Consider the following 25,095-nt stretch of genomic DNA (forward strand, 5'->3'; position numbering starts at 1 on the left):
GGCGCTCAGCCTTCCAGATGTCCCTGCTTGCCCAGATCGCCGGGTTCGTCGTCGAGCATGCCGCGCGCGAGGTCGAAGGCCCGTGCGATGAAATTGCCTTCCGCTTCCCAGTAGTTCGCATCGCGCACCCGCACGCGCAGGACCATCAGGTTCGGATCGTCTCTCCCTTCCGGGAAGAAGACCTTCTGCACCGGTGACCACAATTCGCCGATGGTGTCCTCGTCGCGATCCATGCGCGCCCGCCCCCGCACCGAAACGTAGCGCGCTTCGCCCGGATGCGCATACGCGAGGTTCACTTCCGCGTCGTCGGTAAGTTCCTCGACCTTGTGGCTGTTGGCGGCGGTGAAGAAGATGATCTCGCCGTTGGCATCGATCTTCAGCGTCTGCAGCGGACGGCTGACCAGCGAGCCGTCCGCTGCATGCGTGGTCATCATCGCCACCTCGATGTCATCGATCATCTCGCCCAGCTTGTACAGGTCGCTGTCACGCGGTGCTTCGTTCTTCATGAGGTTTCCTGCCGGTTGAAAACCGCATCATCAACGGGCAGGGCTCAATATCCGATGAAATCGACGTGCAGCCGGTGGCAACTGGGTGATGCGCCGCGAGTCGGAGTCAGCCGGTTCGATGCCACTGGCCGACCGCCTCCGCAAACGCCAGGCAATCCGCGAACCGGTTGTACAGCGGCGCGGGAGAGATGCGGATGACGTCGGGTTCGCGCCAGTCGCCGATGATGCCGTTGGCCATCAGGTGTTCGAACAGGGCGCGGCCTTGTTCGCGGCCGGCGATGACGCGGATGGAGAGCTGGGCGCCGCGGCGGTCGGGTTCGGCGGGAGTCACCACTTGCAGCACGTCGGCGAGCCGGGTCTGTACCAGCCACTCGAGGTAGCCGGTGAGCTGCAGGGATTTTTCGCGCAGTGCCGCGATGCCGGCGCGGCGGAAAATTTCCAGCGATACGCGCAGCGGGGCCAACGCGAGGATCGGTGGGTTGGAGAGCTGCCAGCCGTCGGCGCCGATGGTGGGCTGGAACTCGGGGCCCATCTGGAAACGGGTGGTCTTGTCGTGGCCCCACCAGCCGGCGAAGCGCGGCAGCACGGCCTTGGCGTGGCGTTCGTGCACGAAGGCGCCGCCGACGGCGCCGGGGCCGCTGTTGAGATATTTGTAGCTGCACCAGATCGCGAAGTCGGCGCCGCTGTCGTGCAACTGCAGCGGCAGATTGCCGACGGCGTGGGCGAGGTCGAAGCCGACGGTGCAGCCGTGGCGGTGGCCGAGTTCGGTGATGGCCTTGAGGTCGAACGCCTGGCCGGTGCGGTACTGCACGCCGGGCAGCATCACCAGCGCGATGCGCGAGCCGTGTTCGGCCAGTGCGCGTTCGATCGCGGCGAGCGAGGTGGTGCCGTTGGCTTCGTCCGGCTGCAGTTCGATCAGCGCGGTGGCCGGATCGAAGCCGTGGAAACGGATCTGCGACTCCACCGCGTAACGGTCGGTGGGAAACGCGCCGCCCTCGATCAGGATCGCCGGACGCTCGGCAGTGGGGCGGTAGAAGCTGACCATCATCAGGTGCAGGTTCACGCCCAGGGTGTTCATCGCCACCACTTCGACGGGTAGCGCGCCGACCACGGCGGCGAGGTCGTCGCGCACGAACTCGTGGTAGTCCATCCACGGCAGGCGGCCCTTGAAGTGGCCTTCGACGCCCAGCTCGCCCCAGTAGTCCAGTTCCGCGTTGACTGCTTCGCGCACCGCGCGTGGCTGCAGGCCCAGCGAGTTGCCGCAGAAGTACACGCTGTCCGACGGCCGGCTGTCGCGACCTTCGTGCGGCGGGATCAGGAATTCGTCGCGGAACGCGCGCAACGGATCGGCGGCGTCGCGGGCATTGGCCCAGTCGTGGGTGGCTTCGAACGTGACGGACATCGGGATTTCTCTTGGAGTCGGAGCCTCCGGCTGCTTTCAGGGGAGGTCGGGTGAGGCGAGGAGCCAGAGCGACCCCACCCCAACCCTCCCCTGCGTTGCAGGGGAGGGAGCGGTACGAGTTACTTCAATTGCGCGGCGAGCGCGGCGCAGCCCTTGTCGAACTCGGCTTTCCAGGCGGCACCGGCCTGGGTTTCGCTGGGGCGCATGCAGCGCAGCTGGATGGCGTGGCCGTTCTTGAACCAGTAGTGCTCGGTGTAGCTGAAGGCGGTGCCGTTTTCCTGCGCGGTGTAGATGTTGCTGTTGGGACCGGGCGGCGTGTCGGCGACCTTGTAGCCGGGCAGCGCCATCGCCTTGGCGGTGGCTTCGCTGCGGTACTGGTTGAAGCTGTTGACGTCGGCGACCTGCTTCACCGTGACGGTGACGCGGGCGAGGCTGTTCCTGCCGGTGGGCGAGGGGTCGGGCACCTGGAACACGTGGGCTTCGGGGTCGCCCTGGGTTTCCATGATGCCCAGCCAGCTGTCGGGCGTGCTGAAGGTGACGGTGCCGTCCGCCATGCTGACGTCGGTGGCGTGCACGCCCGTGGCGAGCAGGGTGGCGGCGAACGCGATGGCGAGGGTGGTGCTGCGCAGGAGGTTCATGCGGATGCCTTCGAAAGGGAATCGGGAGCGAAGCGATGGAGAGGCAGGCCCAGCCATTCCAGCGCGGTGCCGTGGAACAGCCGCGCGCGGTCGGTGTCGTCCAGGCCCAGCGCCTCGATGCCGCTGCCGGGTTCCTGCTCCCCCAGCGGGAAAGGATAGTCGGTGCCCAGCATTACCTGGCGGACCCCGGTCACATCCAGCAGGTAGCGCAGCGCCTGGTCGTCATGCACGCAGGAGTCGAAATAGAAGCGCTTGAGGTATTCGCGGGGGTTGCGCGGGTTGTCGGTGGCGACCAGGTCCGGGCGCATCTTGAAGCCGTGCTCGATGCGGCCGATGGTCGAGGGGAAACTGCCGCCGCCGTGGGCCAGCATCACGCGCAGTTTCGGCAGGCGTTCCAGCACGCCGCCGAAGGCCAGGCAGCAGGCGGCGCGCGATTGCTCGGCCGGCATGCCGACCAGCCACGGCATCCAGTATTTCGGCATGCTGGCCATGCCCATCATGTCCCACGGGTGCACCAGGATCGCCGCGCCGAGGTCGGCGGCGGCCTCGAAGAAGGGAAACAGCTCGGGCGCGTCCAGGTTCCAGTCGCCACAGTGCGAGCCGATCTGCACGCCCTGCAGGCCCAGCTCGTCGATGCAGCGCTCCAGCTCGCGGATGGCCAGGTCCGGCGCCTGCAGCGGCACCGTGCCGATGCCGGCGTAATGGCGCGGGTAGTCGCGGCACAACCCGGCCATGTGGTTGTTCAGATGGCGATGCAGTTCCAGTGCCTGGTGGCCCGGTGCCCAGTACGAAAACAGCACCGGCACGGTGGAGATCACCTGCACGTCGACGCCGAAGCGGGCGTAGTCGTCGATGCGCGTCTGCGGATCGAACGCCGAATCCCACACTTCGCGGAAGAAGCGGCTGTCCTTGTAGATGCGGTGTCGCCCGTCGGTATGGGTCATCACCGGAAAGCGGTCGTCGCCGTACTTGGCGGCCAGGTTCGGCCAGTCGCGGGGCAGGATGTGCGCGTGGGTATCGATCTTGAGCATCCGCGCAGTGTAAAACCTCCGCGCCGCGGCGTCGCGCCGCAGTGCGGAGGCGTGCGGCGGGATGGTTTACGGGGCCGGCGCGCCGTCGGAGCGGCTGCGGTTCATCACGTGGGCCAGGGTGTTGATGTTGTCCACCAGACGGTCGCTGATCCGCGCCAGCAGGTCGGCGGCGACGCGGTCGTCGCTTTCCCGCACCGAGGCGACCAGGGCGCGCTGCATGGCGCGCAGGTCGGGCAGGGCGTCGGCCATGCGCTGTTCGCGCAGCGCGTTGGCGAGGTCCTGCAGGTTGCCGGCAGCCTGTTCGACGAAGCGGCCCAGGGCCGCCTGGTCCAGGGTAGAGAGATCGTCGAGGGTGGCCTCCAGCGTCATCGCGGTGCGCGCCAGCCGGTTGCCGTTGGCGAACAGCGCGCGTGCCAGCGCCAGCAGTTCGGGTGGCGTGGCCGGTTCAGTGCGCATGCGGTCGATCGAGGCCTGCGCGTTGGTGCGGGCGGTGCGCGCCGCGGTGCGCGTGTCGCGATGGGCGGCAGTCTGCGCGGGTTGCGCCAACGCGTGCAGATAGCTGGCGTAGGCATCCAGCATCACCGCCAGCGCGGCACGGGCGCGACCGCGCTCCCAGGTCGGCCACGCCACGTAGGCGAGCAAGGCCATGCCGCAACCCAGGGCGGTGTTGATCACCCGGTCCGACACCGCCAGTCCGGGATTGACGCCCTCGAACGACAGCAGGATCACCACGGTGCCGGTCAGCGTCGCCACCGCGATGCCGTAGTGGGCGCCGGCGAGATAGCGGAAGGCCATGCACAGCACCGCCATCAGGGCCAGGTGCGCCCAGGGTTCGTCGGGCGTGATGTGCAGCAGTACCGTGGTCAGCACCAGGCCCAGCACGGTGCCGAGCACGCGCAGCAGGCCGAAATTGAAGGTGGCGGCGAAGTCGGGCCGCAGCACGATCGCCGCGGTCATCGGCAGCCAGTAGCCGTGGGGCAACTGCAGCAGACGCGAGACCCACAAGGCGACGCTGAGGCAGACCGCCATCCGCACGGCATGCCGGAACGCCACCGAGCGCGGGGTGAGGCTGGCGCGCAAGGTGGCCAGGGCCGAGCTGCTGCGCAAGGCCTTCGGCAGGCGGGTTTCCGCCGCGCTGGCACGCAGCTCGCCGCGGCTGCCGGCCCAGTCGGCGTTGCGCACGGCGGCGGCCAGCTGGCCGGCCAGCGCATGGATGTGCGCGGCCAGTCCGTGCAGCGTGCCACCGCCATCGAGCAGCGCCTGCTCGCTGGCGCGCAAGGTCTGCAGTGCACGACCGGCCTGCTCTGGCGACTCGCCCTGTTCCAGCGCGGTGGCAATGGCCGCCAGCACCCGCGCGGCGTCGTCGCGGAACAGGCCGTGGATTGCCGGGTCCGCGTGCAGCTCGCTCATCGCGGTGAGTTCCAGCCGGATCCGCTCGGCCAGTTCCAGCAACACGCCGAAGGCCTCCATCGCGCGGCCATGGGCGCGGTGGCGACCCAGCAGGGTCTGCTGCAGCGTGGTCATCGCCTCGGTCAGCGCCGGCACCTCGGCGTCGTCGTGGTTCTGTTGCCGGGCCAGCGCGGCCAGACCGCTGTAGACATTGGCCAGTGCCAGACGCTCCGGCCAGTAGCGCTGCAGCGGCCACGCGGCCAGCGAAAACGAGGTCAGCAGCAGGCCACCGGCGAAGATCAGCGCGGCGCCGCCAAAGGCGTGTCCCAGCGAGCTCGGCGTGGAGGCGGTGATCACCAGCAGGATCATGCTGGTCATGCCGACCCGCGCGGTGTCGGTGCCGAACACCACCAGCAGCCCGCCAAAGAAACCGCAGGCGGCCGTGGCGATCAGCATGGGCAGCAGCTGCCCGCCGATCAGGAAGCCGACCAGCGCGGCGAGCCCGGCTGCCAGCGACGCCAGCAGCAGCTGGCGCATGCGCTGGCGATATGGCCCCGGCTGGTCGGAGAACATCGTGTCCAGCGCACCGGCGGCCACGCCCAGGCCGATCTGCGGATAGCCGGTGGCCATGCCCACGGCCAGTGGCAGCACCACCGCCGCGGTATTGCGCACCACCACCCGCCACGGCACGTCCGGCCGCTTGATGACGGTGAGGCTTTCGATCGCGTGGGCGCGTAGCGAATAACCGCTGGGGGGCATGGATATCGGGTCGCGGTGACGTGGGAACGTTGATTCTGCACTACGCGGGCGCAGGTCGTGGCGCGCAGCCGCTCAGGGCCTGTGAAGAAAACCACGTCCTGTGGTTTTCTTCTATCGCGCGTCCGGTACGTGCCCGGACGTGCTCACGCGGATCAGTCACTGGCGTGCCCGATCCGCGGTCGGCCGTGCCTGGCCGACCTGAGAGGTTGAAAAACTCACAACCTCTCAGTCGTCCGCCCCGGCGTCCGCCGGCATGCCGTCTTCGTCGAAGGCGCCCAGCCGCTCGCTGATGCGTGGATCGTTGCGGTAGCGTTTGCGCAGTGTCTTGAGGTCGCGCGGCAATGCGTTGCAGCGCAACTCGTCCATCCGGCGATTGACCGCGACATCGCGCGCGGAGCCGTCACCGCCGAATTCGCCTGCGAAATGCAGGCAGTTTTCGCTGCGTGCGATGAACTTCGTCACCGGTCGGGGCCAGTCCGCGTCGCCCGCCCGGGCGGGCAACGCGGAAGCCGCCTGGATGACCAGCGCGGCGAACAGCAGGGCCAACCTGCTGCCTCGCCCGCGCCGGTTCGCCTGCATCAGCGGCCTCAGGCGCGCCCGGCGAACTCGCCGGTGAGCGTGTTCACCCATACCTTCTCGTCGTTGCTGATGTACTCGGGCACCTGCACCTCGATGCCGGTGTTGAGCTTCGCCGGCTTGTTGCGCTTGGTGGCGCTGGAGCCCTTCATTTCCGGAGCCGTGTCGACCACGGTCAGCACGATGCTGGTGGGCACCTGCAGGCCGACCGGCGCGTCGTCGATCAGCTGCACGTAATAGCCTTCGGTGTCCTCGACGACGTAGCCGGCGTTGTCGCCGACCAGTTCGGGCGAGAGCAGGTACTGGGTGTAATCCTCCGCGTCCATGAAGACGAACGCGTCGCCATCCATGTAGGAGAAGTTCGCCGCGCGGCGAACCAGGTCCATCTCGCGCAACTCGTCATCGGCGCGCAGGCTGAGATCGAACTTGCGTGCGCCGGGGATCGAATACAGGGTGAAGCGGAAGGTGACGTTGCCGCCACGCGCGCTGGGCGAGCTGCGCTCGATGTCACGCACCTGGTAGACGGTGCCGTCATGCTCGACCACGTTGCCTTTCTTGACGTCGGAAGCTTTCATAAATTCACAAGGGCGTTGAAGTGAGGTCAGGGAGGGAGACAGGGCGAAAGGAGGGGCGCGCTGACAATGATGTTTCAGATGGACTGGGCAATTTGCCCAGAGCTCGTGAAGATGATCCCTCCTGTTTTCTTCACGACTATTCGTTTTCAACCTAGAATAAGTTGGTACTCTTCCTTTGCAGCAATCTTGAGTGACTGCAAGATCCCTTGCAAATCCTGGATTTTCTCGTCGTATTTCAACTGTTGATCTTCGTCAGTGGACATGGCCGAGAGCTTCTCGAGTCGACTTTCGTAGTGCTTGAGCGCTTCCCAGAGCAAATGATATTCGCTGACGATGGGATGGAATCCTTTAGCCGACATTCGAAATACTCCCGGAGGCGAGCAACTGAACGCGAGTTCTGTCCAGTCCAAGCTCTTCGAGTGCCCCCAGATACTTTTTCAGCGGCATATTATTTGCGGGGGCGATCATGTAATGGCCTTCATGGCCGGGGCGTTTATCTTTGACCAACTTGAGCTCGGAAGGAATTTGTGCTCCTTTCTTGATGCGCCATATCTTCTTGCCAGGCTTCCTCATGATCGGCGTCAAATGATCAAATGCTGAAAAACCATTGCCATTGGCTTGAACGGTCTCGATGCCATCCTGTTTGATGATAACTATATCGGTGCGTGCCCGATCTTCCGTAAACGCCGGCCATGTACCGTTTCCCATTCGGTAAAGGTCTTTTGTGAATTCGGCTACATCCAAAATGTAGATGTCTTCTGGACTGATCATTTCGCTTCTCCTTGTCGCAGTGACTTGCTGCCTGACCGGGTCGATATCTTACTTCGCTGCCAAGCGCACTGCGCCGTCCAGCCGGATCGTCTCGCCGTTGATGTAGCGATTGCCCAGGATGAAGGCGACGGTGCTGGCGTATTCGTTGGGCTGGCCCAGGCGCGGGGGGAACGGGATCGAGGCGGACAGCGACTGCTGCACGGACTCGGGCATGCCGTCGACCATCGGCGTCCAGAAGATGCCCGGGGCGATCGTCGCCACGCGGATGCCGAAGCGGGCCAGTTCGCGCGCCATCGGCAGGGTCATGCCGACCACGCCGCCTTTCGATGCCGAGTAGGCGGCCTGGCCGATCTGGCCTTCGTAGGCGGCGACGGAAGCGGTGTTGATGATCACGCCGCGCTCGCCGTCTTCGCCCGCTTCGTTGTTCTGCATCAGCGCGGCGCCGGCCTTGGCCACGTTGAAGCTGCCGACCAGGTTCACCATCACCGTGCCGGAGAAGGTGGCCAGCGGCATCGCGCCTTCCTTGCCCAGCACGCGGCCGGCGCCCAGGATGCCGGCGCAGTTGATCACCACGTTGAGGCCGCCCATCGCGTGATGCGCGGCGGCCACGTTGGTGGCCACGCCGTCCTCGGAGGTGACGTCGGTGCGGAAGAAGCGGGCGGTGGCTCCCAGTTCCTTCGCCGCGGCGTGGCCCTTGTCCTCGTTGACGTCGAACAGCGCCACCTGGCCGCCATGGGCCACCAAATGCTGCGCTACCGCGTTGCCGAGGCCGGAAGCCCCGCCGGTGATGATTGCCTTGACCTGATCGAGCTGCATGGGAATCCTTGGAGCCAGTGCCGAAAACCGCCATGTTAGCCGACCGGCGCCCGCCACTGCAGGCTGAACGCCAAAGCCTGTCGCGACAGGGGATTCACGCGGCGTTGGGGTGATCCCGGCCATGTTGGCGTCGAGCCTCCAGGTCGGATCGGTCAGGTCGGTCGGGTCGGTATAGGACTTTCGGGGTTCATTCCATCATTGCGGGAGCGACACCATGAAGAAGCTGCTGAGTCTGTCTGCCGTGTTGGGTGCGATGCTGATGCTGGCCAGTGGCTCCGTGCTGGCGCAGGACCACGGTCATGGCCGGGGTCATGGCAATGACCATGGCCAGAACGACCAGGGCGATCGCGGCCATGGCCATGATCGGGGCCGTTACGAGGGCCGTCACGATCGGGACGATCATCGCGATGGCGGCTACGACCATGATCGCTACGTGCGGCGTGATGGTCCTCCCGGCCATGCCTACGGCCATTACAAGAGCTGGCACGACCGTGGTCGCCACGAAGGCTGGTACCGGCGCGGTGGCTACCTGCCGGTGGAATACCGCACCCGCTACGTGGTGACCGACTGGCATCGCGACCACCTGCGCCCGCCGCCGCGCGGCTATCACTGGGTGCGCAGCGACAACGGCGATTTCCTGCTGGTGGCGATCGCCACCGGGGTGATCGCGGACCTGCTGCTCAACCAGTAAGCCCGTTTCGCCGTGATGCATGAGTGCGTGCCCGCCAGCGCGGGCACGCACTTTTCGCGTTTGCCGCAGGGCAGGCACCGCCCGCCGATCTTCTCTCGACACCGGAGAATCAGCGCGGGCGGACAGGGCCAGCCCTATGCATGCCGGTTTTCCAGCAACTCCCGCAACGATGCCGGCGGCAGCTGCGGGAACGGCGTGACGGCTGCGGGCGGATTCGCCGCTGCCTGCAGCTCCTTCTGCCACACGCCCACGTCCCACCACTGTCCGAGCTTGTAGCCGCACTGCCGCCACACGCCCGCCGGCGTGAAACCCATCGCCTCGTGCATCGCCACGCTGACCGTGCCGGGCAGGGTGATCACGCCCACGGCCTGGGTGATGCCCTGCAGGCGCATCACGTCCAGCAGCACGCCGTAGAGCTTGCGGGCGATGCCGCGGCGATGCGCGTCGGCGCGCACGTAGATCGAGGTTTCGGCCATCCAGTCGTAGGCGGCGCGTTCGCGGAAGCGCCCGGCATAGGCATAGGCCAGGACCTCGCCGGCCTCCTCCCACACCAGCCACGGGTAGTGCTGCAGGCGCGTGCGCAGGCGTTCGCGCATCGCGTCCACGCCGGGCAGTGCGGTCTCGAAGGTGGCCACGCCGTCGCTGACCGACGGCGCGTAGATGGCATGGATGGCGGCGGCGTCGTCGTCGCGGGCGGTGCGGATCATCGGGCGGCCTTCAGCATTTCTCGTACTTCCAGTTGCGCTTCCTGCCTTCGGCCAGCCACTCCAGGGTGGTGGCGAGGCGTTTCTGGCGGGTGGCTTCGGTCTTCGCCTCGGTGATCCAGTCGACGTACTCGCGCTGCGCGCCGGGGCCGAAGCCTTCCCAGGTCTTGCGCGCGGCGGCGTGCTGCTTCCGGGCGAGCGCCGCGGCCAGTTCGTCCGGCGGGGTCGGTGCGGGTTTCGCAGCGGCCTTCGGACGGGCCTTCTTCACGCCCGCTTCGTTCAAGGCCATCGCCTTTTTCAGGTACGTGGCCAGTTGCTTGTCTGCCGGCAGATCCTTCGGCGTCGCGAGCTTGCCGAACTGCCCCATGCCGTCCTCGTCGCTGCCACCGGTCACTTCCTTCGACAGCCAGAAACCGAAGCTGCAGTGCTGCTTGAACGCGGCCATCATGCACATCGGCGCGGCCTTGTAGCTGAAGAACGGCATGCTCCACTTGATGCCTTCCTCCACCTCGGGGCAGGCGGCGTGCACGCGTTTGCGCAGGTGCTCGAGAATCGGTCGGGCGAACTCGGCGGATTTCGCGATATAGGCATCGATGCGCGGATCGTGGTTCGACATGGCCCACCTCACAGGTCGCGGATGAAGAAGCGGTCGCAACTGAAATGCCCGGTGCCGCCCATCGGCGCGCACAGCGCGGTGAAGCCGCTGCGCTTGTACAGAGCCTGCGCCGCGTCCATCCCGGTCAGCGTCTCCAGGTAGCAGCGGCGAAAGCCGTGCGTGCGGGCCGCGTCGAGGCAGCGCTCCATCATCGCCGTGCCGGCGCCGATGCCGCGCGCGGCGGGCAGGAAGTACATCTTGCGCAGTTCGCACACATCCGGCTCGGCGTTCTGCAGGGGCGCCACGCCGCCACCGCCGATCACCGTGCCGTCGCGCTCGACCACGAAGTAGCTGCTGCGCGGTTGGGCGTAGGACTCGTGCATCGTGTCGACTTCGGCGTCGTGGATCGCGAAGCCGGGGCCGTCGGCGCCGAACTCGGGCATCACGGCGCGGATGATCGCGGCCATCGCCGCGTTGTCGGTTGGTGCGATGGGGCGGATCAGGAATGCGTCAGTCATGGGGTCGCTGCGGGAGTCAGATAGGGGAGGCCGGCCTTCATCACGAAGACCGGGTGTTGCAGCGCATCGATCTGCGTGCTCGGATCACCGCTGAACGCCGCGAGATCGGCAGCCAGGCCGGGCGCGATGCGACCGAAACGCTGCGACTGGCGCAGGATCTTCGCCGCCACGTCGGTGGCCGCGTGCAATGCCTGCGCGGGGGTCATGCCGTCGGCCACCATCGCCGCCGGTTCGCGCCAGTTCTCGCCGTGGCGGAACACGCCCACGTCGCTGCCGTTGCCGATCGTGACGCCCAGCTTCAGGGCGCTGCGGAAGGCTTGTTCGGCTTCGCGCATGCGCTCGGTCGGCTCACTCTTGCCCGGCACGTAGTTCTGGAAATATTCGGCGGTGGACTCGACCGCGGTGAGCGTGGGCTCGTAGGCGGTGCCATGTTGCTTCATCAGCTTGAAGGTGGCCTCGCTGGCGCCGTAGCCGTGTTCCACGCTGTCCACGCCGGCCTCCACCGCCATCCGTACGCCGGCATCGCTGGCGGCGTGCACGGCCACCGGGCGGCCGATCTGGTGCGCGGTATCGATCAGCGCCCTCAACTCGGCCGGGGTGAAGGTGGGTGCGGTGGCACCATCGGGGCCGACGCGGTAGTCGCCGTAGATCTTGATCCAGTCGGCGCCGCGCGCGGCCTGTTCGCGCACCGCCGCCATCGCCTGGTCGACGCCGCTGATTTCCTGCGCGCCGCCGACCAGGGTGAGGTCGGGACGGAAACCCCGCGGGCCCGGGCCGTAGCTGGCGGTGGCGACGATCGCGCGGGTGGCCACGAACAATCGCGGGCCGGGGATCAGGCCTTCCTCGATCGCGCGCTTCACCGAGACATCGGCAAAGCCGGCTCCTTCGGTGCCCAGGTCGCGCAGCGTGGTGAAGCCGGCGAGCAAGGTGTCGCGCGCGTGTTTTGCCGCCAGCAGCGTGCGGTAGTCCTGCGGCTCGGTCAGCACCTGGTCGTTCCACAGCGTCTCGTTGTACGGATGCAGGAACAGGTGCGAGTGCAGGTCGATCAGGCCCGGTGTGAGCGTGGCGCCGGGCAGCTCGACGCGGCGTGCATCGGCGGGCGCGTGGAGGGAGGCGGCCGGACCGACTGCGGCGATCGTGCCGTCGTGCACCAGCACGGCCCAGCCTGCGTGCACGACATCGCCGTCGGCGGTCCAGACACGTTCGGGCAGCAGCAACCAGTCGCCCTTAGGCGTGGCGGCACCGGCGGACAGGCTGCAGGACAGGATCAGCACTGCCGCCGCCGTCCGCCACCAGGTCATCAGGCTTGTGCGCATCGCTTCATCTCGTCGACCGAAAGCCGATGATAGTGATCGCGATCGGGATTTCGCGAGTGGCTCAGGCCACGGCCGTCCGCGCGCGGGTGACCCGGCTGGCGGTGTCCTTGTGCAGTTGCGCGGCGAGCCAGGCGCCGGTGGCGACCAGCAGGTCGAGGTCGATGCCGGTCTCGATGCCCATGCCGTGCAGCATGTAGACCACGTCCTCGCTGGCCACGTTGCCGGTGGCGCCCTTCGCGTACGGACAGCCGCCGGTGCCGGAAACGGCGCTGTCGACCACTCGCACGCCTTCTTCCAGGCAGGCCAGGATGTTCGCCAGCGCCTGGCCGTAGGTGTCGTGGAAATGCACGGCCAGCGCCGCCATCGGCACCTCCTGCGCCACCGCGTGCAGCATCGCGCGTGCCTTGGCCGGCGTGCCCACGCCGATGGTGTCGCCCAGCGAGATTTCATGGCAGCCCAGCTCGTGCAGGCGCCGCGCCACGCGCACCACGTCGCTGAGCGGCACCTCGCCCTGGTACGGACAGCCGAGCACGGTGGAGACGTAGCCGCGTACCTGCACGCCGTCGGCCCGGGCCTGTTCCATCACCGGGATGAAGCGTTCGATGGATTCGTCGATCGAGGCGTTGATGTTCTTGCGGTTGAACGCTTCCGATGCGGCGGTGAACACGGCGATCTCGGTGGCGCCGACTTCGCGCGCCCGCGCGTAGCCCTGCAGGTTCGGCACCAGCACCGGGTAGCTCACGCCTGGCAGCTTGCGGATGCGGGTGAACACCTCGGCGGCGTCGGCCAGTTGCGGCACCCATTTCGGGCTGACGAAACTGGTCGCCTCGATGGACTTGAGGCCAGTGGCGGAGAGCCGGTCGATCAGCGCGACCTTCACCTCGGCCGGCAGCAGGGTCTTCTCGTTCTGCAGGCCGTCGCGGGCGCCGACTTCGACGATGCGGACGTGGTTGGAGGTGTTCATGAAAAAGCTCCGGAGGACATCATTTCCCTTCTCCCCTCGGCGACTATAAGGAGTCCCCTTGTGGGTGAGAAGGTGCCCCCGAAGGGGCGGATGAGGGTGCGGGGTCGAAGTGAACTCCCTGGCCTGCCCGAACCCTCACCCCAACCCCTCTCCCGAGGGGAGAGGGCTTTAAAGCTCAGTCGGCAAAGCGGACCAGCACGGCGTCGGCTTCGACAAACTCGCCCTGCGTGGCGTTGATGCTTTCGATGGTGCCGGCGCGCGGTGCCTTCAAGGCCAGTTCCATCTTCATCGCTTCCATCACCAGCAGTTCCTGGCCCTGCTCGACCGTGTCGCCGGCGTTGGCTTTCACCAGCACGATGCGGCCCGGCATCGGGGCGATGATCTGGTTGCCGCCGGCGGCGTCGGTCGCTTCCCAGGCGAAGGCGGCGGCCCGGCTGAAGCGGTAGCGCTGGCCGTGGGCGTCATGCAGCAGCACGTGGGCGGCATCGACACGCAGAGGCACACGCTGTGACTCGCCGGCGAAGCGGGCGCTGAGACCATCGTCGAGCAGACGCGCGCCACGCACTTCGCAGGCGGCTGCGCCGCGGCGCAGCTGGTAGTTGCCGGCGTGGCCGTGGGCGTCGATGTCGTAGCGCTGTTCGCGCCAGGTCAGCGCCACGATGCGCTTGCCGGCGTGGCCGATGCGCCAGGCGTCGGCACGGGCCCAGGGCGAATGCGGGTCGGTCGCGTTGCCCCTGATGCTGGCTTCGTCGTGGAGCAGGACAGCGGTGGCGGCGGCGAACAGCACGGTGTCGCCCGGCACCACGTCGCCGACCAGGAACTCTTCAAGGTGGCGATCGAGATATCCGGTATCGATGTTGCCTTCGACCACGACGGGATGGCGCACCAGCCGCTCGAGGAAGCCGATGTTGGATTTCGGGCCGATGATCTCGCTGGCGGCCAGCGCTTCGCGCATGCGCTGCAGGGCCTTCGGGCGGTCCTCATCCCACACGATCAGCTTGGCGATCATCGGGTCGTAGAAGATCGTCACCGTGTCGCCCTCGATCACGCCGCCGTCGAGGCGCACGTGCTGCGAAGGACTCGGCAGGCGCAGCGTCTGCAACTTGCCGGAGCCGGGCAGGAAATTCTGGTCAGGGTCTTCGGCGTACAGGCGTACTTCGATCGCGTGGCCCCGCGAAACCACGTCTTGCTGGGCCAGCGGCAGCGGTTCGCCATCGGCGATGCGCAACTGCCACTCGACCAGGTCCACGCTGTGGGTCAGCTCGGTGACCGGGTGCTCGACCTGCAGCCGCGTGTTCATTTCCATGAAGTGGAAATCGCCCGCGGGGCCGACGATGAATTCCACCGTGCCGGCGCCCACGTAGTTAACCGCGCGGGCGGCGGCCACCGCGGCGGCGCCCATGTCGGCGCGCTTTTCCGGGGTGAGGAAGGGCGAGGGCGTTTCCTCCAGCACCTTCTGGTAGCGGCGTTGCGCGGAACATTCGCGCTCACCGAGGTGGATGATGTTGCCGTGGCGGTCGCCGAAGATCTGGAACTCGATGTGGCGCGGGTGTTCCACATAACGCTCCAGCAGCATCGAGGCGTCGCCGAAGGCGGCCTGCGCCACGCGTTGGGCGGTGGCCAGCGCCTCGGGGAATTCGGCGTCCGAGCGCACGATCTGCATGCCCTTGCCGCCGCCGCCTGCCGAGGGCTTGATGATCAGCGGATAGCCGACCTGGTGCGCCTGTTCGGCGAGGAAGACGTTGTCCTGCTGGTCGCCGCTGTAGCCGGGTACCAGCGGCACGTCGTGCCTCGCCATCAGCTGCTTGGCGGCGGCTTTCGACCCCATCGCCTCGATGCTTTCGGGGTCCGGACCGATGAACACGATGCCGGCGTCCCTGCAGGCGCGCGAGAAGGCGGTGTTCTCCGACAGGAAGCCGTAGCCGGGATGGATCGCCTGGGCGCCGCTGTTCTTCGCCGCATCGAGAATGGCGTCGATGCGCAGGTAGGAATCGGCCGGCAGCGGACCGCCGATCGGCCACGCCTCGTCGGCCAGCCGCACATGCTGCGCGTCCTGGTCCGCCTCCGAATACACCGCGATGGTGTGGATGCCGAGGCGGCGGCAGGTGCGGATCACGCGGCAGGCGATCTCACCGCGGTTGGCTATCAGTACACGTTCGAACATGCGAGTCCCTGGAAGCGTTCGTGTCGATGCAAAGCGTCTAAAACTAGCAGATCGCGGCGCGCTTACGGTTGCGCCACCCATGCCGGCGCGCGCTTGTCGAGGAAGGCGCCCAGCCCGTGCTGGCCTTCGGGAGAGACGCGCAGGCGGGCGATCAGTGCGGCGTTTTCGGTATCGATGCGTTCGGCTTCGGCCGGATCGGCGCCGCCGATGCGCAAGGCCAGCTGCTTGGCCTCGCGCTGGGCCAGCGGACCGGCCTTGGCCAGGAAATGCAGCTGGCGCTCGATCGCCTCGTCCAGTTCGCTGCCGGTCGACACCGCATGCAGCAGGCCGATCCGGTGCGCCTCGGCGGCGTCGAAGACCTCGCCGCTGACGAACAGCCGGCGTGCCTCGCGCAGGCCGATCGCGGCGATCACGTAGGGCGAGATCACTGCCGGCACCAGGCCCAGCTTCACTTCGGACAGCGCGAACTTGGCGGTGTCCACGCCGATCGCGATGTCGCAGCAGGCGACCAGGCCCACGCCACCGCCATACGCGGCGCCGTTGACCCGCGCGATGGTCGGCTTGGACAGGAACTGCAGGTTGCGCATCAGCCGCGCCAGGCGCAGCGAATCCTCGCGGTTTTCCTGTTCGCTGGCGCCGGCCATGCCGCGCATCCAGTTCAGGTCGGCGCCGGCGGAGAAACAGCTGCCGCTGCCGGTGAGCACCACCGCGCGCACGGCCGGATCGGCGTCGGCCCGGGCCAGCGCCTCGGTCAGCGCGGCGATCAGCGCGTCGTCGAACGCGTTGTGGATCTGCGGGCGGTTCAGCGTGAGCCAGGCGACCGCGCCGCGGCGTTCGCTGAGGATGGAATCGGTCATCAGGTCGTCCCCGCAAATAACGCGATGATAAACGTTGTCGCAGGGGTGGCCCGGGGTGCTGCAGCCGTATCGACAAAAGGACTACAATGCGAATTGTTCTTATTTGAGATTTTCGCCCGTGCGTCTGTCCGAATTGCCCAAGGGTGCCCCCGCCGTGGTCGACCGCGTGCACGATGCGCATGCGGCCGATCCGATCGCGCAGCGCTTGCGCGACCTGGGCTTTGTCGATGGCGAGCCGGTGCGCGTGGTGGCGGTGGGGCCGATGGGTGGCGATCCGGTGCTGATCCAGATCGGCTTCACCCGCTTCGCGCTGCGCAAGGCCGAGGCCAGCCGGGTCAGCGTGCGCAGCGAGGCGGCGGCATGAGCGCGTCGACCCTGCGCATTGCCCTGGTCGGCAATCCCAACTGCGGCAAGACGGCCCTGTTCAACCTGCTCACCGGCGGCCGGCAGAAGGTGGCGAACTATGCCGGCGTCACCGTGGAGCGCAAGGAAGGCCGCTTTACCGCGCCGTCCGGCCGGGTGCTGCAGATCCTGGATCTGCCGGGCACCTACAGCCTGGACGCGAACAGCCCGGACGAGATGATCACCCGCGACGTCTGCGCGGGCAATTATCCGGGCGAGGCGGTGCCGGACCTGATCGTCTGCGTGGCCGACGCCACCAACCTGCGCCTGCACCTGCGCTTCGTGCTGGAGGTGAAGCGCCTCGGCCGCCCGGTGGTGCTGGCGCTGAACATGATGGACACCGCACGCCAGCGCGGCATCGTGATCGACGTGCCCGAATTGCAGCGTCGGCTCGGCCTGCCCGTGGTCGAAACGGTCGCGGTGAAGCGCGGCGGCGCGCAGGCGCTGATCGAGCGGGTCGATGGCGAGGTTCCCGCGGCCGCGCCGGTGCAGCCCGATGACGCGGCCAGCCGCGCCGACCTGCACGCGCAGGTGCGCGAGCTGCTGGCGGCCACGCTGACGATGCCGCGCGCCACTGCCGCGATCGACGACACGCTGGACCGCTGGGCGCTGCATCCGGTGTTCGGCCTGGCGATTCTTGCGGTGGTGATGTTCCTGGTGTTCCAGGCGGTGTACTCGATCGGCAAGCCGATGACCGACGCGATCGCCGACGGCTTCGACTGGATGGGCGGACACGCCGCCACGCTGATGCCGGCGGGGCCGCTGCAGAGTCTGGTCACCGATGGCCTGTTCGGCGGCCTGGGCACGGTGCTGGGTTTCCTGCCGGAAATCCTGGTGCTGTTCCTGTTCATCATCGTGCTGGAGGAGTCGGGCTACCTGCCGCGCGCCGCGTTCCTGCTGGATCGGCTGATGCTGTCGGTGGGGCTGACCGGACGCTCGTTCATCCCGCTGCTGTCCAGCTTCGCCTGCGCGATCCCCGGCATCATGGGTACGCGCAGCATCACCGATCCGCGCGACCGGCTCACCACCATCCTGATCGCGCCGCTGATGACCTGTTCGGCGCGGCTGCCGGTGTATGCGCTGCTGATCGGCGCGTTCATCCCGATCCGCTACGTGTTCGGCGTGTTCAACCTGCAAGGCGTGGTGCTGTTCACCTTGTATCTGGCGGGCATTCTCGGCGCGATGCTGGTGGGCTGGGTGATGAAGCACATCCGCCGCGACAAGAGCGAGCACGCGCTGATGATGGAGCTGCCCTCGTACCGCGTGCCGAAGCTGCGCGACGTGGCGATCGGCCTGTACGAGCGCGGCATGATCTTCCTGAAGCGGCTGACCGGCGTGATCCTGGGCCTGACCGTGCTGATGTGGTTCCTGTCGACCTTCCCCGGTGCGCCGGAAGGCGCGACCCGGCCGGCTATCGAATACAGCTTCGCGGGTTACATCGGGCGCGGCCTGCAGTACATCTTTGCGCCGATCGGCTTCAACTGGCAGATCAGCCTGGCGCTGATCCCGGCGTTCGCCGCCCGCGAGACGGCGGTGGCGGCGCTGGCCACGGTCTACCTGGTCGGCGGCGAGGCGGCCGGCGGGCTGGGTCATGCGCTGGCCGGGCAGATCTCGCTGGCCAGCGCGCTGTCGCTGCTGGTGTGGTTCGCATATGCGCCGCAGTGCATGTCCACGCTGGCGATCATCAAGCGCGAAACCGATTCCTGGCGCAACGTGGCGATCTCGTTCGGCTACATGTTCGTGATGGCCTATACCGCGTCGTTCATCGTCTACCAGGTGGCGAGGGCGCTCGCATGAGGACGCGTCCATGAGTGCCGGTCTGCTGCTGCAGTACGTGGTGATCGGCCTGGCCGTGCTGGCCAGTGTGTGGATCGTGCTGCGCAAGCTGGCCCGGAAAACCACCAATCGCTGGATGGCTGCCGCGTCGATCCACTTCAGCCAGTCCGGTCGTGGCGCCCTGGTGAGGGCGTTCGGCCGCCGCCTGCAGCCGAAGGAAGCCACCGGCGACTGCAGCGACGGCTGCAGCACCTGCGGCGCCTGCGGGCCAAAGCCGCCAGCCGCGGCGCATCCGGGCGAGCCGATGCCGCTGGAGTTTCGCCCGCGGCAGTGACGCGTTTGGCGTCTTGCTCCCTCCCCCTGCGCGCAGGGGGAGGAGCCAGCACTGGGGACCGGGCACGAAAAAGCCGGCTTGCGCCGGCTTCTCGTGCAACGTGGATCGCGCCCCGGCTTACGCCAGTTCGCGGATCTTCGCGTTGAGGCGGCTCTTGTGGCGGGCGGCCTTGTTCTTGTGGATCAGGCCGCGGGCGGCGTAGCGGTCCATCACCGGCTGGGCGGCGGTGAAGGCGGCAACGGCGGCTGCCTTGTCCTTGGCCTCGATGGCCTTGACGACCTTCTTCAGGGCGGTGCGGACCATGGAACGTGCGCTGATGTTGCGCAGGCGGCGCTGTTCGGACTGGCGCGCGCGCTTCTTCGCGGACTTGATGTTGGCCAAGGTAGAACTCCGGAATGCAGGGTTGAGGTTGGAAAAAGACGCCAATTATGCGGGCGATTCGCCGATGCGTCAATCATTTACGCCGCCGGAATGGGCCGGCGGGGGCGTGTCGCCATCGAGGTGTCGCCATTCTGCCATATCCGGGCTGTCATCCGGCCCGCACGGGCTGTCAGACTGTGCGCCCTGCGCGATCGGCGCCCCAGGCAGAAACCAGGCACTCATGAAGTCACCCAGCATGCTCCGCGGACTGCTCTCGTTCAGCAGCATGACGATGATTTCGCGGGTATTGGGCCTGGTGCGCGACATCTCGATGAGCCACGTGTTCGGCGCCACGGTCGCCACCGATGCGTTCGTGGTGGCGTTCCGCATCCCCAACTTCATGCGCCGGCTGTTCGCCGAAGGGTCGTTCTCCACCGCCTTCGTGCCGGTCTTCACCGAGGTGAAGGAAACCGGCAGTCACGATGACCTGAAGCGACTGATGGCGACCGTGGCCGGCACCTTGGGCGGCGTGCTGCTGATGGTGACGGCGCTGGGGCTGATCTTCGCGCCGCAGCTGGCCACCGCCTTCATCCCCGGCGCGCTGGACCAGCCGCACAAGTTCGACCTGACCACCGAGCTGGTGCGCTGGATGTTCCCGTTCCTGCTGTTCGTGTCGCTGACCGCGCTGGCCGGCGGTGCGCTGAACAGCTTCCATCGCTTCGCGATGCCGGCGCTGGCGCCGGTCATCCTCAATGTCTGCATGATCGTGGCGGCGCTGTGGATCGCGCCGCACCTGCATGTGCCGATCCTGGCGATGGGCTGGGCGGTGCTGCTGGCCGGCGTGCTGCAGTTGCTGTTCCTGCTGCCGGCCCTGCGCCAGCTGGACCTGCTGGTGCTGCCTCGCTGGGGCTGGCGCCATCCGCAGGTCAGGAAAATCATGCGGCTGATGGTGCCCACGCTGTTCGGCTCGTCGGTGGCCCAGATCAACCTGCTGCTGGACACCATCGTGGTGTCGCTGCTGGTGACCGGGTCGCAGACCTGGCTGTGGCAGTCGACGCGCTTCCTCGAACTGCCGCTGGGCGTGTTCGGTGTCGCGCTGGGCACGGTGATCCTGCCGTCGCTGTCGCGTCACCACGTGGGCACCGATCGGGCCGGATTTTCGAAGGCACTGGACTGGGGGCTGCGCATCACGCTGCTGATCGCGGTGCCAGCGGCGATCGCGCTGGCGCTGCTGGCCGAACCGCTGGTGGCCACGCTGTTCCAGAACGGCCAGTACACCGCCTTCGACACCCGCATGACCGCCGCCGCCGTGCTGGCGCTCAGCTGCGGTCTGCCGGCCTATGCGCTGGTCAAGGTGGTGCTGCCGGCGTTCTATGCGCGCCAGGACACCCGCACGCCGGTGAAGGCGGGCGTGGCCTCGCTGGTGATCAACATGATCTTCAACGGCTTGCTGATCGCGTTGTTCTTCGAGCTGTGGGCGCCGGCATCGGTGAAGCAGGGCAGCTGGCTGGACGGCATCGCCCAGGTGCCCGGCCTGCACGTGGGCCTGGCGCTGGCCAGTGCGCTGGCCAGCTACGTGAACTTCATGCTGCTGTGGCGCTGGCTCAAGCGCGCCGGCGTGTACCAGCGACAGCCCGGCTGGGCGCGGCACTGGCTGCGGCTGGGCTCGTCCTGTCTGGCGATGGCCGCGGTGCTGCTGCTGGGACGCTGGCTGTGGCCGGAATGGGTTAACGGCGTCGCGGTGGCCACCCGGCTGTGGCGCCTGGCCGTGCTGGTGGTCGCGGGGGCGGGCACTTATGTCGCGGTGCTGTTTGCCGGCGGCTTCCGCCTGCGCGATCTGCGCGGGGCGTGAACCGCGCCCGCGCGATTATCGGCAGGCGTCCGGCCGTTATACTCGGGCGATGACGAAACTTTCCAGGGATGTCGCGGGCCCTTGCCTGACGCCGCGCGGCAGCGTGATGGCGGTCGGTGCATTCGATGGCCTGCACCGTGGCCACCAGGCCTTGCTGGCGCAGGTGCGCGAACGTGCGCAGGCGCTTGGCTGCAACCCCGTGGTGGTCAGCTTCGAGCCGCTGCCCCGGGCGTTCTTCTCGCCCGAACCGGTGCCGCGACTGTCCAGCGTGCGCGAAAAACTTCGCGGCTTTGCCGCCGCTGGCATGGAGCAGGCCCTGCTGCTGCGCTTCAACCGGGCGCTGACCGCGATGTCGGCCGAGGATTTCGTGCGGCGGGTGCTGGTCGAGCGCCTGGCTGCGCGCGAGGTCTGGGTGGGTGGCGACTTCCGCTTTGGCCACAAGCGCGGCGGCGACGTGGCCTTGCTGGAGCGCATGGGCGCCGAACTGGGCTTCAGCGCCTGCACCATGCCGGTGATCCAGCTGGAGGGCGAACGGGTTTCCGCCAGCCGCGTGCGCGCCCTGCTGGCCGCGGGCGATTTCGCCGGCGCCGAGCCACTGCTGGGTCGTCCGTTCGTGATCGACGGCAAGGTCGAATACGGCAACCAGCTCGGCCGCACGCTGGGCTATCCCACCGCCAACATCCACCTGCAACAGCGGGTCAGCCCGATCCAGGGCATCTTCGCGGTGCGCGTGGGCCTGGGCGAGAGCGAGTGCAGCTGGCCCGGTGTGGCCAGCCTCGGCGTGCGCCCCACGGTGAACCAGGTCAGCCAGCCGCTGCTGGAAGTGCATCTGTTCGATTTCGACGGCGACCTGTACGGCCAGCGCATGGCGGTGGAGTTCGTCGCCAAGCTGCGCGACGAGCAGAAGTTCGACGGGCTGGAGACGCTGAAGGCACAGATGGCGCTGGACTCGCGCCAAGCGCGCGAGCTGCTGGGCATGAACCCGCGCCTGGTCGGTCCGTGAGGCGGCTTCCGGCAGGCGCCGGTATCGTTTAACTTTGAACTCTTTGTCCGCGCTGGCGGACGGCAACGCTTCCATTACGGCACCCAGGCAATGACCCACGACTACAAGAGCACCATCAACCTGCCGCAGACGGACTTTCCGATGCGCGGCGATTTGCCGAAGCGCGAGCCGGGCTGGCTGGCCGAGTGGGAGCGGGTGGGGCGCTACGCGCAGATTCAGCAGAAGACCGCGCACCGCGACAGCGTGTTCGTGCTGCATGACGGCCCGCCGTACGCGAACGGCCCGATCCACATCGGCCATGCGGTGAACAAGATCCTCAAGGACATCGTGGTCAAGTCCAAGCTGCTGGCCGGTCAGCGCGCACCCTACGTGCCGGGCTGGGACTGCCACGGCCTGCCGATCGAGATCGCCGTGGAGAAGAAGTTCGGCAAACCGGGCGACAAGCTCGATGCGGCGGCGTTCCGGCAGAAGTGCCGCGAATACGCCGCCGAGCAGGTCGACACCCAGCGCAACGACTTCAAGCGCCTGGGCGTGCTGGGCGACTGGGAGCACCCGTACCGCTCGATGGATTTCCGCTTCGAGGCCGACATGCTGCGCGCGCTGGCGCGGATCGTTTCCAACGGCCACGTGCTGCGGGGCGCCAAGCCGGTGTACTGGTGCTTCGACTGCGCCTCGGCGCTGGCCGAGGCGGAGATCGAATACGCCGACAAGGTCTCGCCCGCCGTCGACGTCGCCTATGACGCGCTGGATGCGAAGGCGCTGGCGAAGAAGTTCGGCGTGGAGGCCGGTGACGCCATCGTGGCCATCCCGATCTGGACCACCACGCCGTGGACGCTGCCGGAAAGCCAGGCGGTGTCGCTGGGTGCAGATCTCGAATACGCGCTGATCGAAGGCCCTGCGCGCGACGGCAAACGCGTACTGCTGGTCGTCGCCAGTGCCTTGGTCGACAAGGTGGCCGCCCGCTATTCCCTTCTCCCTCCGGGAGAAGGTGTCCGCAGGACGGATGAGGGTGCTCAGGTCCTCGGCCATGCCACAGGTTCTGCCCTGGAAGGCCTGAAACTCCGCCACCCGTTCTATCCGCGCGAAGTGCCTGTGATCCTCGGTGAACACGTATCGGCGGACGACGGCACCGGCGCCGTGCACACCTCGCCCGATCACGGCGTGGAGGATTTCGTGGTGGCCCGCGAGTACGGCATCGGCCTGCTCAACTACATCGAACCGCGCGGCACCTATCGCATCGACACACCGCAAGCGGACAGCCTCGCGCTGGGCGGCATGCACATCTGGAAGGCCAACGAGGCGCTGGTCGACCTGCTGCGCCAGCGTGGCGTGTTGCTGGCGTTCTCGAAGATCGAGCACAGCTACCCGCACTGCTGGCGGCACAAGACGCCGGTGATCTACCGCACCACGCCGCAGTGGTTCATCTCGATGGAGCAGCAGGACCTGCGCCAGACGGCGCTCACCTCGATCAAGTCCGTGCGCTGGGTGCCGGGCTGGGGCGAGGAGCGCATCGCCGGCATGGTCGCCGGGCGGCCGGACTGGTGCATCTCGCGCCAGCGCACCTGGGGCGTGCCGATCGCGCTGTTCGTGCACAAGGCGACGCAGGAAGCGCATCCGCATTCGGTCGAATTGCTGGAGCAGGTCGCGCAGAAGGTGGAGCAGGGCGGCATCGATGCCTGGTTCACCCTGGATGCGGCCGAGTTGCTTGGCGACGACGCGCAGGATTACGAGAAAGTCACCGACGTGCTCGATGTCTGGTTCGACTCGGGCGTCACCCACTACACCGTGATCGACCAGCGTCCCGAACTGCAGCAGGGCGCGGCCACGCATTACAAGGTGATGTACCTGGAAGGTTCCGACCAGCATCGCGGCTGGTTCCAGTCGTCGCTGCTGACCTCGGCGGCGATCCACGGCCGCGCGCCCTACAACGAAGTGCTCACCCATGGCTTCGCGGTCGACGCGAACGGCCGCAAGATGTCCAAGTCGCTGGGCAACGTGGTGGCGCCGCAGAAGGTGATGGACACGCTGGGTGCCGACGTGCTGCGTCTGTGGGTGGCCTCGGCCGACTACCGCAACGAGATGACCGTCTCCGACGAGATCCTGAAACGCGTCTCCGACAGCTACCGGCGCATCCGCAACACCGCCCGTTTCCTGCTCGGCAACCTCGACGGTTTCGATCCGGCCACGCACCTGCTGCCGGTGGCGGACAGCCTGCTGCTCGACCAGTGGGCCGTGCAGCAGGCGCATGACGTGCAGCAGGCGGTGACCGCCGCGTACGAGCGCAACGATTATCCGGACGTCATCGCGCGCATCCAGAATTTCTGCACCAACGAACTGGGCGCGCTGTACCTGGACATCACCAAGGACCGGCTCTACACCATGCCCACCGACAGCCGCGGCCGGCGCAGCGCGCAAAGTGCGATGTACCGCATCGCCGAGGCGCTGGTGCGCTGGCTGGCACCGGTGCTGAGCTTCACCGCCGAGGAAATCTGGCAGCAGTTGCCGGGCGAGCGCGGTGACAGCGTGCTGTTCGAAACCTGGTACGACGGCCTGAGCGCGGCCCAGGCTTCGCCGGAACAACGGCGCTGGTGGACCGATCTGCTGGCGATCCGCGATGCCTCCTCGCGCGTGCTTGAGGGCATGCGCAAGGCCGAGCAGATCGGCGCGGCACTGGAGGCGAAGCTGGTGGTCCACGCCGATGCGGCGCTTTCGACCCGCTACGCCGAAGCCGCCGACGAGCTGCGCTTCTTTTTCATCACCTCCGACTTCACCCTGGCCCCGCTCGCCCCGCGTGCGGACGACGCGGTGAAGGTGGAGCTGGAAGGCGCCGAAGCCTGGGTTTCCGCCAGTGTCAGCGGCGCGGCGAAATGCGTGCGCTGCTGGCACCGCCGCGACGACGTGGGCAGCCACGCCGCGCATCCGGAACTGTGCGACCGCTGCATCAGCAACATCGAAGGGCCGGGTGAGGATCGCCGCTGGTTCTGATTTGCGCTATGCCTCCCTCCCCTGCGCAGCAGGGGAGGGCCGGGGTGGGGTCGCTCCTGATCTGAATCTCGCAAGATCAAGAGCACCCCCTCCCAACCTCCCCCTGCGTTG

General features: G+C 67.5%; 25 protein-coding genes. 7 read left to right on the top strand and 18 right to left on the bottom strand.

The features are described 5' to 3' along the window. Positions 1-5: 5 nt before the first annotated feature. The 10 genes from ABNK63_RS06090 to ABNK63_RS06135 all read right to left on the bottom strand — a co-directional run bounded on the left by ABNK63_RS06090 (position 6) and on the right by ABNK63_RS06135 (position 8,463). Positions 6-506 carry a pyridoxamine 5'-phosphate oxidase family protein gene (locus ABNK63_RS06090; RefSeq protein WP_007804798.1) on the bottom strand — a complete coding sequence of 167 codons (501 nt, stop codon included), beginning with the start codon at positions 504-506 and terminating at the stop codon, positions 6-8. A gap of 106 nt (positions 507-612) precedes the next feature. Next, positions 613-1,908: a kynureninase gene (kynU, locus tag ABNK63_RS06095; RefSeq protein WP_350016958.1), complete on the bottom strand. Its 1,296-nt coding sequence runs from the start codon at positions 1,906-1,908 to the stop codon at positions 613-615. A gap of 119 nt (positions 1,909-2,027) precedes the next feature. After that, positions 2,028-2,546: a hypothetical protein gene (locus ABNK63_RS06100; protein WP_007804802.1), complete on the bottom strand. Its 519-nt coding sequence runs from the start codon at positions 2,544-2,546 to the stop codon at positions 2,028-2,030. After that, positions 2,543-3,577, bottom strand: coding sequence for an amidohydrolase family protein (locus ABNK63_RS06105; RefSeq protein WP_350016959.1), 1,035 nt, complete (start codon positions 3,575-3,577; stop codon positions 2,543-2,545). The genes ABNK63_RS06100 and ABNK63_RS06105 overlap by 4 nt, the downstream gene beginning before the upstream one ends. Before the next feature lie 66 nt (positions 3,578-3,643). Beyond that, on the bottom strand, positions 3,644-5,725 hold the full coding sequence (locus ABNK63_RS06110) for an FUSC family protein (RefSeq protein WP_350016960.1): 2,082 nt from the start codon (positions 5,723-5,725) through the stop codon (positions 3,644-3,646). A 225-nt stretch (positions 5,726-5,950) separates the two neighbouring features. Further along, positions 5,951-6,271, bottom strand: coding sequence for a hypothetical protein (locus ABNK63_RS06115; protein WP_050981404.1), 321 nt, complete (start codon positions 6,269-6,271; stop codon positions 5,951-5,953). 41 nt (positions 6,272-6,312) lie between these two features. Further along, positions 6,313-6,876, bottom strand: a complete 564-nt coding sequence (yeiP, locus tag ABNK63_RS06120; RefSeq protein ID WP_007804811.1) for an elongation factor P-like protein YeiP — start codon at positions 6,874-6,876, stop codon at positions 6,313-6,315. A gap of 146 nt (positions 6,877-7,022) precedes the next feature. Next, positions 7,023-7,235: a hypothetical protein gene (locus ABNK63_RS06125; protein ID WP_007804813.1), complete on the bottom strand. Its 213-nt coding sequence runs from the start codon at positions 7,233-7,235 to the stop codon at positions 7,023-7,025. Continuing rightward, positions 7,225-7,647 (bottom strand): hypothetical protein, encoded by a 423-nt coding sequence (locus tag ABNK63_RS06130; RefSeq protein WP_007804815.1) that lies wholly within the window; start codon positions 7,645-7,647, stop codon positions 7,225-7,227. The genes ABNK63_RS06125 and ABNK63_RS06130 overlap by 11 nt, the downstream gene beginning before the upstream one ends. Before the next feature lie 48 nt (positions 7,648-7,695). Further along, complete coding sequence (locus ABNK63_RS06135) at positions 7,696-8,463, bottom strand: SDR family NAD(P)-dependent oxidoreductase (protein WP_007804817.1); 768 nt, start codon at positions 8,461-8,463, stop codon at positions 7,696-7,698. Positions 8,464-8,677: 214 nt separating this feature from the next. Between ABNK63_RS06135 and ABNK63_RS06140 the strand changes: the two genes are divergently transcribed. Continuing rightward, complete coding sequence (locus ABNK63_RS06140) at positions 8,678-9,154, top strand: RcnB family protein (RefSeq protein ID WP_350016961.1); 477 nt, start codon at positions 8,678-8,680, stop codon at positions 9,152-9,154. 134 nt (positions 9,155-9,288) lie between these two features. Here ABNK63_RS06140 and ABNK63_RS06145 read toward each other — a convergent pair whose 3' ends face one another. The 7 genes from ABNK63_RS06145 to ABNK63_RS06175 all read right to left on the bottom strand — a co-directional run bounded on the left by ABNK63_RS06145 (position 9,289) and on the right by ABNK63_RS06175 (position 16,272). Continuing rightward, entirely contained in the window at positions 9,289-9,861 is a 573-nt protein-coding gene (locus ABNK63_RS06145; RefSeq protein WP_350016962.1) for an N-acetyltransferase family protein, read from the bottom strand. 10 nt (positions 9,862-9,871) lie between these two features. Beyond that, a complete protein-coding gene (locus ABNK63_RS06150) occupies positions 9,872-10,474 on the bottom strand; it encodes a YdeI/OmpD-associated family protein (RefSeq protein ID WP_007804823.1) in 603 nt (200 codons plus the stop codon). Positions 10,475-10,482: 8 nt separating this feature from the next. Continuing rightward, a complete protein-coding gene (locus ABNK63_RS06155) occupies positions 10,483-10,971 on the bottom strand; it encodes a GNAT family N-acetyltransferase (RefSeq protein ID WP_007804825.1) in 489 nt (162 codons plus the stop codon). Next, on the bottom strand, positions 10,968-12,287 hold the full coding sequence (locus tag ABNK63_RS06160) for an amidohydrolase family protein (RefSeq protein ID WP_007804827.1): 1,320 nt from the start codon (positions 12,285-12,287) through the stop codon (positions 10,968-10,970). The genes ABNK63_RS06155 and ABNK63_RS06160 overlap by 4 nt, the downstream gene beginning before the upstream one ends. Before the next feature lie 61 nt (positions 12,288-12,348). After that, entirely contained in the window at positions 12,349-13,251 is a 903-nt protein-coding gene (locus tag ABNK63_RS06165) for a hydroxymethylglutaryl-CoA lyase (RefSeq protein WP_007804829.1), read from the bottom strand. 175 nt (positions 13,252-13,426) lie between these two features. Beyond that, entirely contained in the window at positions 13,427-15,415 is a 1,989-nt protein-coding gene (locus tag ABNK63_RS06170) for an acetyl/propionyl/methylcrotonyl-CoA carboxylase subunit alpha (RefSeq protein ID WP_007804831.1), read from the bottom strand. A gap of 62 nt (positions 15,416-15,477) precedes the next feature. Next, complete coding sequence (locus tag ABNK63_RS06175; protein ID WP_007804833.1) at positions 15,478-16,272, bottom strand: enoyl-CoA hydratase/isomerase family protein; 795 nt, start codon at positions 16,270-16,272, stop codon at positions 15,478-15,480. A gap of 118 nt (positions 16,273-16,390) precedes the next feature. On the opposite strand from ABNK63_RS06175, the gene ABNK63_RS06180 reads away from it, so the two are divergent. From ABNK63_RS06180 to ABNK63_RS06190, 3 genes are read left to right on the top strand one after another with little or no spacing between them, the layout of a single operon-like run. Next, a complete protein-coding gene (locus ABNK63_RS06180) occupies positions 16,391-16,636 on the top strand; it encodes a FeoA family protein (RefSeq protein WP_007804835.1) in 246 nt (81 codons plus the stop codon). Next, positions 16,633-18,471 (top strand): ferrous iron transporter B, encoded by a 1,839-nt coding sequence (locus ABNK63_RS06185; RefSeq protein ID WP_007804837.1) that lies wholly within the window; start codon positions 16,633-16,635, stop codon positions 18,469-18,471. The genes ABNK63_RS06180 and ABNK63_RS06185 overlap by 4 nt, the downstream gene beginning before the upstream one ends. Positions 18,472-18,481: 10 nt before the next feature. After that, positions 18,482-18,784, top strand: a complete 303-nt coding sequence (locus tag ABNK63_RS06190; RefSeq protein ID WP_350016963.1) for a DUF6587 family protein — start codon at positions 18,482-18,484, stop codon at positions 18,782-18,784. 117 nt (positions 18,785-18,901) lie between these two features. Here the strand turns inward: ABNK63_RS06190 and rpsT are convergent, their stop codons facing one another. Continuing rightward, entirely contained in the window at positions 18,902-19,165 is a 264-nt protein-coding gene (gene rpsT, locus ABNK63_RS06195) for a 30S ribosomal protein S20 (RefSeq protein ID WP_007804840.1), read from the bottom strand. Between the two features lie 220 nt (positions 19,166-19,385). Here rpsT and murJ point away from each other — a divergent pair, with 220 nt between their 5' ends. From murJ to ileS, 3 genes are all read left to right on the top strand, one after another. After that, positions 19,386-20,996 carry a murein biosynthesis integral membrane protein MurJ gene (gene murJ, locus ABNK63_RS06200; protein ID WP_350016964.1) on the top strand — a complete coding sequence of 537 codons (1,611 nt, stop codon included), beginning with the start codon at positions 19,386-19,388 and terminating at the stop codon, positions 20,994-20,996. A gap of 106 nt (positions 20,997-21,102) precedes the next feature. Then, entirely contained in the window at positions 21,103-21,999 is an 897-nt protein-coding gene (locus tag ABNK63_RS06205) for a bifunctional riboflavin kinase/FAD synthetase (protein ID WP_007804844.1), read from the top strand. Between the two features lie 90 nt (positions 22,000-22,089). Continuing rightward, positions 22,090-24,984: an isoleucine--tRNA ligase gene (gene ileS / locus ABNK63_RS06210; RefSeq protein ID WP_350016965.1), complete on the top strand. Its 2,895-nt coding sequence runs from the start codon at positions 22,090-22,092 to the stop codon at positions 24,982-24,984. Positions 24,985-25,095 lie beyond the last annotated feature (111 nt).

It is taken from the genome of Rhodanobacter sp. IGA1.0 (genome assembly GCF_040208325.1).
GTDB classification, from domain to species: Bacteria; Pseudomonadota; Gammaproteobacteria; order Xanthomonadales; family Rhodanobacteraceae; genus Rhodanobacter; species Rhodanobacter spathiphylli.

What these genes read in the sequence shown, in the direction of transcription:
- ABNK63_RS06105 (WP_350016959.1), bottom strand. Translation starts at nt 3,577, where the DNA reads ATGCTCAAGATCGATACCCACGCGCACATCCTGCCCCGCGACTGGCCG.
- kynU (WP_350016958.1), bottom strand. Translation starts at nt 1,908, where the DNA reads ATGTCCGTCACGTTCGAAGCCACCCACGACTGGGCCAATGCCCGCGAC.
- ABNK63_RS06110 (WP_350016960.1), bottom strand. Translation starts at nt 5,725, where the DNA reads ATGCCCCCCAGCGGTTATTCGCTACGCGCCCACGCGATCGAAAGCCTC.
- ABNK63_RS06125 (WP_007804813.1), bottom strand. Translation starts at nt 7,235, where the DNA reads ATGTCGGCTAAAGGATTCCATCCCATCGTCAGCGAATATCATTTGCTC.
- ABNK63_RS06190 (WP_350016963.1), top strand. Translation starts at nt 18,482, where the DNA reads ATGAGTGCCGGTCTGCTGCTGCAGTACGTGGTGATCGGCCTGGCCGTG.
- ABNK63_RS06100 (WP_007804802.1), bottom strand. Translation starts at nt 2,546, where the DNA reads ATGAACCTCCTGCGCAGCACCACCCTCGCCATCGCGTTCGCCGCCACC.
- ABNK63_RS06175 (WP_007804833.1), bottom strand. Translation starts at nt 16,272, where the DNA reads ATGACCGATTCCATCCTCAGCGAACGCCGCGGCGCGGTCGCCTGGCTC.
- ABNK63_RS06170 (WP_007804831.1), bottom strand. Translation starts at nt 15,415, where the DNA reads ATGTTCGAACGTGTACTGATAGCCAACCGCGGTGAGATCGCCTGCCGC.
- ABNK63_RS06145 (WP_350016962.1), bottom strand. Translation starts at nt 9,861, where the DNA reads ATGATCCGCACCGCCCGCGACGACGACGCCGCCGCCATCCATGCCATC.
- ABNK63_RS06090 (WP_007804798.1), bottom strand. Translation starts at nt 506, where the DNA reads ATGAAGAACGAAGCACCGCGTGACAGCGACCTGTACAAGCTGGGCGAG.
- ABNK63_RS06155 (WP_007804825.1), bottom strand. Translation starts at nt 10,971, where the DNA reads ATGACTGACGCATTCCTGATCCGCCCCATCGCACCAACCGACAACGCG.
- ABNK63_RS06205 (WP_007804844.1), top strand. Translation starts at nt 21,103, where the DNA reads ATGGCGGTCGGTGCATTCGATGGCCTGCACCGTGGCCACCAGGCCTTG.
- ABNK63_RS06140 (WP_350016961.1), top strand. Translation starts at nt 8,678, where the DNA reads ATGAAGAAGCTGCTGAGTCTGTCTGCCGTGTTGGGTGCGATGCTGATG.
- murJ (WP_350016964.1), top strand. Translation starts at nt 19,386, where the DNA reads ATGAAGTCACCCAGCATGCTCCGCGGACTGCTCTCGTTCAGCAGCATG.
- yeiP (WP_007804811.1), bottom strand. Translation starts at nt 6,876, where the DNA reads ATGAAAGCTTCCGACGTCAAGAAAGGCAACGTGGTCGAGCATGACGGC.
- ABNK63_RS06130 (WP_007804815.1), bottom strand. Translation starts at nt 7,647, where the DNA reads ATGATCAGTCCAGAAGACATCTACATTTTGGATGTAGCCGAATTCACA.
- ABNK63_RS06160 (WP_007804827.1), bottom strand. Translation starts at nt 12,287, where the DNA reads ATGCGCACAAGCCTGATGACCTGGTGGCGGACGGCGGCGGCAGTGCTG.
- ABNK63_RS06150 (WP_007804823.1), bottom strand. Translation starts at nt 10,474, where the DNA reads ATGTCGAACCACGATCCGCGCATCGATGCCTATATCGCGAAATCCGCC.
- ABNK63_RS06185 (WP_007804837.1), top strand. Translation starts at nt 16,633, where the DNA reads ATGAGCGCGTCGACCCTGCGCATTGCCCTGGTCGGCAATCCCAACTGC.
- ABNK63_RS06135 (WP_007804817.1), bottom strand. Translation starts at nt 8,463, where the DNA reads ATGCAGCTCGATCAGGTCAAGGCAATCATCACCGGCGGGGCTTCCGGC.
- ABNK63_RS06165 (WP_007804829.1), bottom strand. Translation starts at nt 13,251, where the DNA reads ATGAACACCTCCAACCACGTCCGCATCGTCGAAGTCGGCGCCCGCGAC.
- ileS (WP_350016965.1), top strand. Translation starts at nt 22,090, where the DNA reads ATGACCCACGACTACAAGAGCACCATCAACCTGCCGCAGACGGACTTT.